This is a genomic window from Ruegeria sp. BHSA163 (assembly GCF_059613365.1).
This window is the reverse complement of record NZ_JBXWSJ010000009.1, coordinates 95,517-102,854: the sequence shown is the minus strand read 5'-3', so window position 1 is coordinate 102,854 and position 7,338 is coordinate 95,517. Positions and strand designations below refer to the sequence as shown.

The window sequence follows — 7,338 nt, the reverse complement described above, 5'->3', positions numbered from 1 at the left end:
TCGTGGTAACTTGCATGGGGTGACTCCTCTCTCGCAGATAACGACACCTGCACTATGGCGCATCGCGACGCCGATGGAGCAGGAGCCATCCACCCCATCTGCACAGCAGACATTCACTGAATTCTGCTGAACGGCCGCGTTGAGCCCAGAGCAGACGATCAACTGACGTCAGTTTTCTGCCTCGCAGCAAAGTATTGCACTACCCTAAAAGCGAACAGTTGAGCAGTTGACCGGAAGTCTGGGTAAAACAGCGAATCCCTTGTGTTTGAGCTATGTCAACTCAGCTTTGATGGGTTTTCGATAAAGTTTCATTCGAATTGTATGGGAGGGGATTATGCGACTATTGCGCGAGGTCGGCGTTGTTTTTTTAGCTGCAGGGTCGACAATTTTTACTGGGACGGTGCTCGCCCAAGATTCTTCGAGCAACCTTCGCGCGCTTCTCGATACAAGAGAGATCCCAGTCACCATCGACAACTTTGTGCGCGCGGCTTCAGATATTGAGTTCAGCAAGTACGTCGCGATCAGCGGCGATGTGAACACCTGGGTACATGTCCGAGAGCCGACGCCTGTGGAACGGCAACCTACGATCCGGATGAATCGCGACACGCTTTACAGCATTGCGGTTATCGACATCAGCGAGGGTGCGACGTTGGTTTTGCCCGAAACGGGCGAGCGCTACATCTCGGCGCAGATCGTCAACCAGGACCACTTCATGAATGACGTCTTTGTTGGTTGTGGCAGCTACACGCTTGACATAGAAAAGTTCGATACTCCGTATGTTCTGGCGATTATCCGAACACTGGTCGATTCCGCCGACCCTGAAGACATTGCTGAGGTCCATGCACTCCAGGATGCGATCACGCTCAATGCCGGATCCTCAAACCCCTTCGTGCTTCCGAATTACGACAAGGAAAGTTTCGATTCTGTGCTCAAGGCGGCCATCGAACTCGGCCGACATGTCACGGACAGTACTCGGATGCACGGCCGGAAGGGTGAGGTCGACCCGGTTCGTCAATTGGTCGGCACGGCGGGCGGTTGGGGAGGGCTGCCGGAAGCGCAGGCTTTCTATCTCAATGTCGAGCCCGGCCTTCCAGTGGGAGAATACAAGATCGAGGTTCCGGCGGATGTGCCCGTCGAAGCATTCTGGTCTGTCAGCCTATATAACGCTGATGGGTTCTTCGAGCCGAACGCTTTTGGAGCCTACAACATAAACTCAGTGACGGGCGAACGTAACCAAGACGGCTCCACCACGGTCCATCTCGGCGGTTGCGACGACGGACGGATGAATTGCCTGCCAATCATGGAGGGCTGGAACTACACCGTCAGGCTCTATCGTGCCCAGCCAGAAGTCCTCGACGGAAGTTGGGAATTCCCGGTCGCCGAACCCGCAAACTAAATATAGGGAGTAAAGAATGAAGTATCTTCTTGGAGCTCTGGCACTCTGTGTCTCGACCGCCGCGTTCGCCGAGGAGGTCAATGTCGAGAACTTCGTTCGGGCCGAGTCCGACACGATGCTTCGGGCGAATTTGGCAAGCTCAGGCGCCGGCGTGGGTGAGATTTTCCACCTTCGAGAGCCAACGACACCCGACAACCAGCCCGTGATCCGCATGAACCAGGACACGCTCTATACCCCGGTCGTGCTGGACCTTTCACAACCGGTTACAATAACGCTTCCGGATATCGACGGGCGATATCAGTCGATGCACGTGGTCAACCAGGATCACTACATGTTTGTCGAGGCCAAGCCCGGCAAATACGACCTGACAGAAGAAAACGTTGGGACGCGGTTTGCGCTTGTCACGATCCGCACCTTCGCCGACCCAAAGGACCCCGACGACCTCAAGAAAGCACATGAAGCCCAGGATGCCATTAAGGTTGAAGGTGGCGGCAATGGGCCGTTCGACGCACCCGACTGGGATCAGGAGGCGCTCGCTGTGGGCCGCAAGGCGCTCAACGATTTTGCTGCTGCGCTGGGATTTGAGGCTTCCAAGGCATTCGGGAGCAAAGACGAGATTGAGCCTACGTCCTTTCTGATTGGTGCAGCGGCCGGTTGGGGTGGGTTGCCGCAAAGTGCTGCGATGTATGTCATCGACAGTGTGACCGAAAATGACGGAGATACGCCCCACAAGTTAACCGCTAAAGACGTACCCGTGGACGGATTTTGGTCGGTCACTGTCTATAATGCCGACGGCTACCTCGAAGCGAATGATCTGGGCGTAAACAGCTACAACAATGTCACCGCCGAGCCGAATGATGATGGATCTACAACGATCCATTTCGGCGGCTGCGAGGATAGCCGGATCAATTGCATCCCGATTACGCCCGGCTGGAACTTTGCGATCCGTATGTATGAACCCCGCGCAGAAATTCTCGACGGAAGCTGGGCCTTCCCCGCTATGGAAGTGACGGAGTGAAACTAGATTAGCCGACCCAGCTACGGACGAGATGCGCCACGCGGAAAGTGTTTAAGTTTTAAAACTTGCAACCGGACTATGGAGGAAAACCATGATTAAAACTCGCGACTTAACCGGAGCCGCACTGGCTCTTGCTTTGGCGGCTGGTATGACACTACCCAGTTCTGCAAGCGCGCTTAGTGATCGTACTAAGAATACCATGGGCGGCGCAGCCATCGGAGCTGGGGTCGGTTACATTGTAGGTGGCAGTAAAGGAGCGACCGGGGGTGCCGTCGTGGGCGCCATCGCCGGTTACAACAAGAAGCGATAGATCGCCAAAAGTAGTCATCACGCCAATCAAACAAAACGAAATTGGAGAAATACAATGTCGCTTTTTTCGAAATGCTCCGCGACCACAGTTGCATTTGTAATTGCGTGGGGAGGCAATGCTTTTGCTGACGAAGAAATGGACCGGCTTCTCAACGCGGCCATGCCGCACATGCACCACAGCTGTGAGAGCATTCTGGCCAACTATCCCGATAATGAAGAAAAGGTTGCTGAAATTGTCGGACTAATGGTGGCGGTTTCACTCTTCAATCGCGAGTTCGACGTTGAGGCCGAGATACCTGACGAAGAGCAGCGCGCAACGCTCAGAGTTGAGTTTATCGACCGATTGGAACAGGTGTGCGAGGCCGACCCGGACACGCTACTGGCAGGGGCCGTCGACATCGCGACAAAGGACGCACTTAACTGAGGTGTTAGGCAGAAGTCGCTTCGCTGGAGAAGCCTAAGAACTAGCGAGGGCCATGTCAGAAGAATATGGTTTGAGGCGGGCAGAGAGCTTTCCTAGCATCGGTCAGCTTCGTCCGCGGCGCAGTTGCCGCGCGCGGCGCTCATGCGGTCATCCCGCCGCGCAAAAACGCCAAACCTTGGAACCCCACGAGCGCAGGTGTCATCGTCCGGAACGAGGCAGTCGATGCCTAGCGATATCTTGGCCGGGCCACCTGGCGACGATGGAGTGGATACCGCCGCCGGAGCCGTGTCGAGACCAAGATGAATTGTATCAAGCTTGTTGACCAATCCCTGATGGCAAGAGACTTTGATCGGCAAGTCGCGGAAATCCAGGTCCGCGTCGCCATCCTCAATCGCTACACCTCTCTCGGCTTAGAAATCACAGAGACCGCAGGATAAGTCTGTCCGGGGAAAGGGGAAGTGCGGTCACTTCCCGATTTGCGCAACAAAGCCAATCGGGTATGTAAGAGGTGTAGGGCCTTCGGGTCTCAAGAACACCAAGTACAATTACACCGAGGACCCGAGTTATACGAACGGAAACCGGATTGCTCTGTTTCTGTCCGACAAGCGCAAAGCAACAGACGAGGTCGAATTACGGCTCTGGGAAGATCAGTCATGACTAAACTTAGCGACCTCTTTTGTGATTGCGGACAAGCCTGTGTTTCGATTCTGATACCCAATGACCGGCAATCTGCCAGGTGGAATTCTGATGCGTAAAAGAGCGGGTCGCATTCTGTCTGCTGTGACTCTCGCGCTCGCATTTCTTTTGATTTGCATATGGGTGGTATTGGAAAGCCCATGGCTGTCAGACTGGCGGATTTCCCGGATTGAAAACCGGCTTGGCGAGCTTATTGGCCAGCCGATCAGGATAGACGGCGATATCGGTGCAGCGCTCTACCCCAGAGTCATTGTGTACATCAAATCCGCAACCATCCCGAGTCAAAACCATCCGGATGTTGATCTAGCCATGCTGACCGAAGCCGAATTGTACCTCGATGCTATGCAATTGCTGCAGGGCCAATTCGACGTCGCTGGCATGAAAGTGGAAAACCTTGAGGTTTTCCTAGTGACTCTGGAAAGCGGCGAAAAGAGTTGGGCAAACGGCCACAGTGGGGCAAGGTCCGACAGTTTGCCTGCGAATGGCGGCCAGGCATCGAACGGTATCGAAGCCGATGAGATTGCCGCGTTTCTGTTGTCGCGCAGCGTAGATTTCAAGAAAGTCAATGTTATCGTTGAAAATCGAAAGACAGGGTTCGATTTTCAGTTCCTGCTGGATGAGATGCAAGTTCTACGATTGTCCGGAGATCGAGGAACAACCGTGGCGGGGCGCGGGGGCGTCAACGGGCAACCCTTTTCGTTTCAGGGCGAATACCCTGAGGTTGGCCCGTTCCGTTCGGAAGTTATTCTTGGTGACCTTTCGGCACTGTACACTGGTGAATTCGTCAATCGAGCGGGAGGAAGTTACCGGGGGACGTTGGAGGTCAAAACCGAAAGCGTGGGCAATTTACTTGAGACTCTGCGCCTGGAACGATCTTTCGAAGGACGCGCGGGTTTGAATGCAATTTTGACGCGGGAGAATGGCATAGTTTCCGCCAGCGATCTGCAGGTTGATGTCGATTTGGAAGGAGGGCAAAAGCTGTCAATTCGCGGAGATATCGATGATGTGCTCAAAGTGTCCGATGTGAGGATCAATGTGGATGCCAATCTGACACAGACCGGCGAACCCCTGGGATCGGCCCGCCGGGTTGAGAATATACGGCTGGTTTCGCTAGCAGCGGATATCACAAGTATCGGGCAGGCGTTTTCGCTGGATCGGCTGAATCTTGAAACAAATTTCACAGATGGGGAATTCCGAAACATCGGGCCAATCACTGCCCGCCATGTGGTCAGAACCGACGAGGGTTTGCTTAGCCTGTTGGGTGTTAGGGCTCAGATTGGCGAGTCAGATGCGCCATTCCTGACAGCCGAGGGCGAGATCCATGATTTGCTTCGGTTGAAAACCTATGATGTCAAAGGCGAGCTGAACATCCCGGCAGCGCAGATTTTCGAATTCTTGCCCGCCGATGCCGGGGATGTTTTTGGCCGTGTAAATGCGGATTTCGCATTGTCTGACGCTGACGGTGTTCCGCGGCTTTCCCACTTCAACGTGCGGACCGAAGGCGCTGATCTTTGGGCGCTGACGGCACAGGCGTCGGTGGGCAATATTGCCGAGATCGAAAATGTGACCCTGAAATTCGATCTGGATGTTGCGAATGGGGTCGAGTTTCTTGAGGCGCTGAACCTTGATCCCATCGATACTGGACAATTTGGTTTGTCTGGGGAAATCCAGAATTCCGACAACCGCCTTCATCTCGCATTCCTTCTGAACCTAGGCGAAACCCGCGTCAACAGCTGGCTGAATGCGTCTCGACATGGCGGTAGACCGGTCGTCCGCGGCGCAGTCGAAAGCAAGGAATTCGCAATTTCGGATTTAAACAACGTAGTCGCTGCCGGTATTGAATTGGCCTCCCTTTCACACGGCAAACCGCAGGCTGCTACCGAGGACGAAACCAAAGTTCAGCCGCTGGTCTTGCCACCCGCCCCTGAGCCTGAAGAACAGCCACTCGTGTTGGGCCAGATCGAGCCCAAGGTATCAGCGGAAGACCCCGATAACTGGGAGGTTCAGCCCTTGTCGTTGGGAGCCCGAGCGGAGATTTTCGAGTTGGAGGACCTTCTTGATGTCGACCGGCTGCTCAGAACCGCCAACCTGAAAATCGGAATTGAAGTTGACGATCTGGTCGGTCAATCCGGTGTTTCGGCTATCAGCAGTGATTTGGAAGTATCCAGGGGCCAGCTTCGTTTCGGACCGCTAAAAGTCCGGTACGGTGGTGGGAGTTTTTCGATCCGGGCCGGGATGAATCTGATCGAAGCACCGGAGATCGTGCACGTTTCAGGCTCTACCAACGGGTGGGATTTCGGAAAGATTCTTAAGGACTTTGGGATCGCGATTCAGGCGAGCGGAACGTTGGCCGCGAATTTTGACCTTAGCGGGAATAAATCGTCGCTGGATGCATTTTTAAAAACCCTGAACGGCACCGTGTATGTCGGCATGCGCAACGGCAGGATCGGGACCACCCTTATTGACCTTGCCGGGCTGGGTGTCCTCCCGTGGTTATTCTCGCGGGAAAGACAAAAAGGCTATACAGATATCGTCTGTGTGGCAGCCCCAATATCTGTGCGGAACGGTAGAATGGCATCGCAATCTGTCGTCATCGAATCCGACCGTGTGCAGTTGGTCGTCAAGGGTAGCGCGGATTGGCGTAATGACCGCATTGCCCTGCGGGCTGAGCCACGCCCGATCGGCAAGCCATTTGCCCGCAGTGCATGGCCTTTCGAAGTTATCGGGCGTCTGTCGGAACCACAGGTTCGCATATTGGACAGCGCTATTCCGGCGCAGCGGTCTCCGCTGGCCGTCGCGGGAAAGCGAACGCCCTGCAAGCCCGATGCCGCACAACTCGGCGAACGCTAGCTGGGCTTGCGCCGATGTTAGGGCTGCTGTTCCTGGCAAAGGCTGACGTCATCCGCTGCGCGCGCCGAACCGGTCAGGTCGAGCGACCTCTTGTAGCCATCTGAGAAAACGAGCGTCATTTCTCTCTTCCGCGCCAGATCCAGTGCAAAACTCGGATTGTCGAAAAAAGCATAGCCGGTACCCTGGTCGCCTTTGGCCAAAAAATCGGCCTCGCCCCCAAACTGGGAGTCCTCGAAGATTAGCTTCATAGTTCCAGTCGTTCCCGCCTGGAAATCAGGCCAGTTCGTATCTGTGACGGATATGAACCCGCCTTTGCGTTCGGGTAACAGCCCGAACCGTATACGCGCACCGTCGTCCAGAATGGTCTGCATCAAGCATCCATTGCCAGCTGCCGGATCAATCAGAATTGTCCATTTGCCTGAGCTGCCCCATTGACGCAAGTCTTCGGCCGATGCTGGAAAACCCGCTAAGACCGAGATGAAGAAGGCGGCAGTTCCAATGGGCGGTAGCCCCGAAAAAAGAATGGCCCCACGTATTAGAGAGAGAAAATGAACCATAATTCATCCTAAGGCCTAATGAACAGTAGTGTCCGCGATCCTAACGCAAGCGCCCGTCGGTCTTTATGATTCATATCAAGGCAGGGCG

The 7,338-nt window shown here is 54.8% G+C and carries 6 protein-coding genes and 1 pseudogene; 6 read left to right on the top strand and 1 reads right to left on the bottom strand.

What is annotated here, in order from left to right; genetic code table 11:
- Positions 1-334 precede the first annotated feature (334 nt).
- From AC2FNV_RS06770 to AC2FNV_RS06745, 6 genes and pseudogenes are all read left to right on the top strand, one after another.
- The gene (locus AC2FNV_RS06770) at positions 335-1,396 is read left to right on the top strand and encodes a DUF1214 domain-containing protein (RefSeq protein WP_496714980.1); all 1,062 of its coding nucleotides are present in this window, start codon (positions 335-337) and stop codon (positions 1,394-1,396) included.
- A gap of 16 nt (positions 1,397-1,412) precedes the next feature.
- Positions 1,413-2,414, top strand: a complete 1,002-nt coding sequence (locus tag AC2FNV_RS06765; protein WP_496714978.1) for a DUF1214 domain-containing protein — start codon at positions 1,413-1,415, stop codon at positions 2,412-2,414.
- 91 nt (positions 2,415-2,505) lie between these two features.
- Positions 2,506-2,724, top strand: coding sequence for a YMGG-like glycine zipper-containing protein (locus AC2FNV_RS06760; protein WP_496714977.1), 219 nt, complete (start codon positions 2,506-2,508; stop codon positions 2,722-2,724).
- A gap of 54 nt (positions 2,725-2,778) precedes the next feature.
- Positions 2,779-3,147 carry a hypothetical protein gene (locus AC2FNV_RS06755; protein ID WP_496714975.1) on the top strand — a complete coding sequence of 123 codons (369 nt, stop codon included), beginning with the start codon at positions 2,779-2,781 and terminating at the stop codon, positions 3,145-3,147.
- A gap of 119 nt (positions 3,148-3,266) precedes the next feature.
- Positions 3,267-3,584: pseudogene (locus AC2FNV_RS06750) on the top strand (transposase); the annotation flags it as partial.
- A 310-nt stretch (positions 3,585-3,894) separates the two neighbouring features.
- Positions 3,895-6,693, top strand: coding sequence for an AsmA family protein (locus AC2FNV_RS06745; protein ID WP_496714973.1), 2,799 nt, complete (start codon positions 3,895-3,897; stop codon positions 6,691-6,693).
- A 17-nt stretch (positions 6,694-6,710) separates the two neighbouring features.
- Here the strand turns inward: AC2FNV_RS06745 and AC2FNV_RS06740 are convergent, their stop codons facing one another.
- Positions 6,711-7,250: a hypothetical protein gene (locus AC2FNV_RS06740; protein ID WP_496748755.1), complete on the bottom strand. Its 540-nt coding sequence runs from the start codon at positions 7,248-7,250 to the stop codon at positions 6,711-6,713.
- Positions 7,251-7,338: the final 88 nt, after the last annotated feature.

Excerpts from the sequence above, each read along its gene's own strand:
- AC2FNV_RS06770 (WP_496714980.1), top strand. The coding sequence starts at position 335 with ATGCGACTATTGCGCGAGGTCGGCGTTGTTTTTTTAGCTGCAGGGTCG.
- AC2FNV_RS06765 (WP_496714978.1), top strand. The coding sequence starts at position 1,413 with ATGAAGTATCTTCTTGGAGCTCTGGCACTCTGTGTCTCGACCGCCGCG.
- AC2FNV_RS06760 (WP_496714977.1), top strand. The coding sequence starts at position 2,506 with ATGATTAAAACTCGCGACTTAACCGGAGCCGCACTGGCTCTTGCTTTG.
- AC2FNV_RS06755 (WP_496714975.1), top strand. The coding sequence starts at position 2,779 with ATGTCGCTTTTTTCGAAATGCTCCGCGACCACAGTTGCATTTGTAATT.
- AC2FNV_RS06745 (WP_496714973.1), top strand. The coding sequence starts at position 3,895 with ATGCGTAAAAGAGCGGGTCGCATTCTGTCTGCTGTGACTCTCGCGCTC.
- AC2FNV_RS06740 (WP_496748755.1), bottom strand. The coding sequence starts at position 7,250 with ATGGTTCATTTTCTCTCTCTAATACGTGGGGCCATTCTTTTTTCGGGG.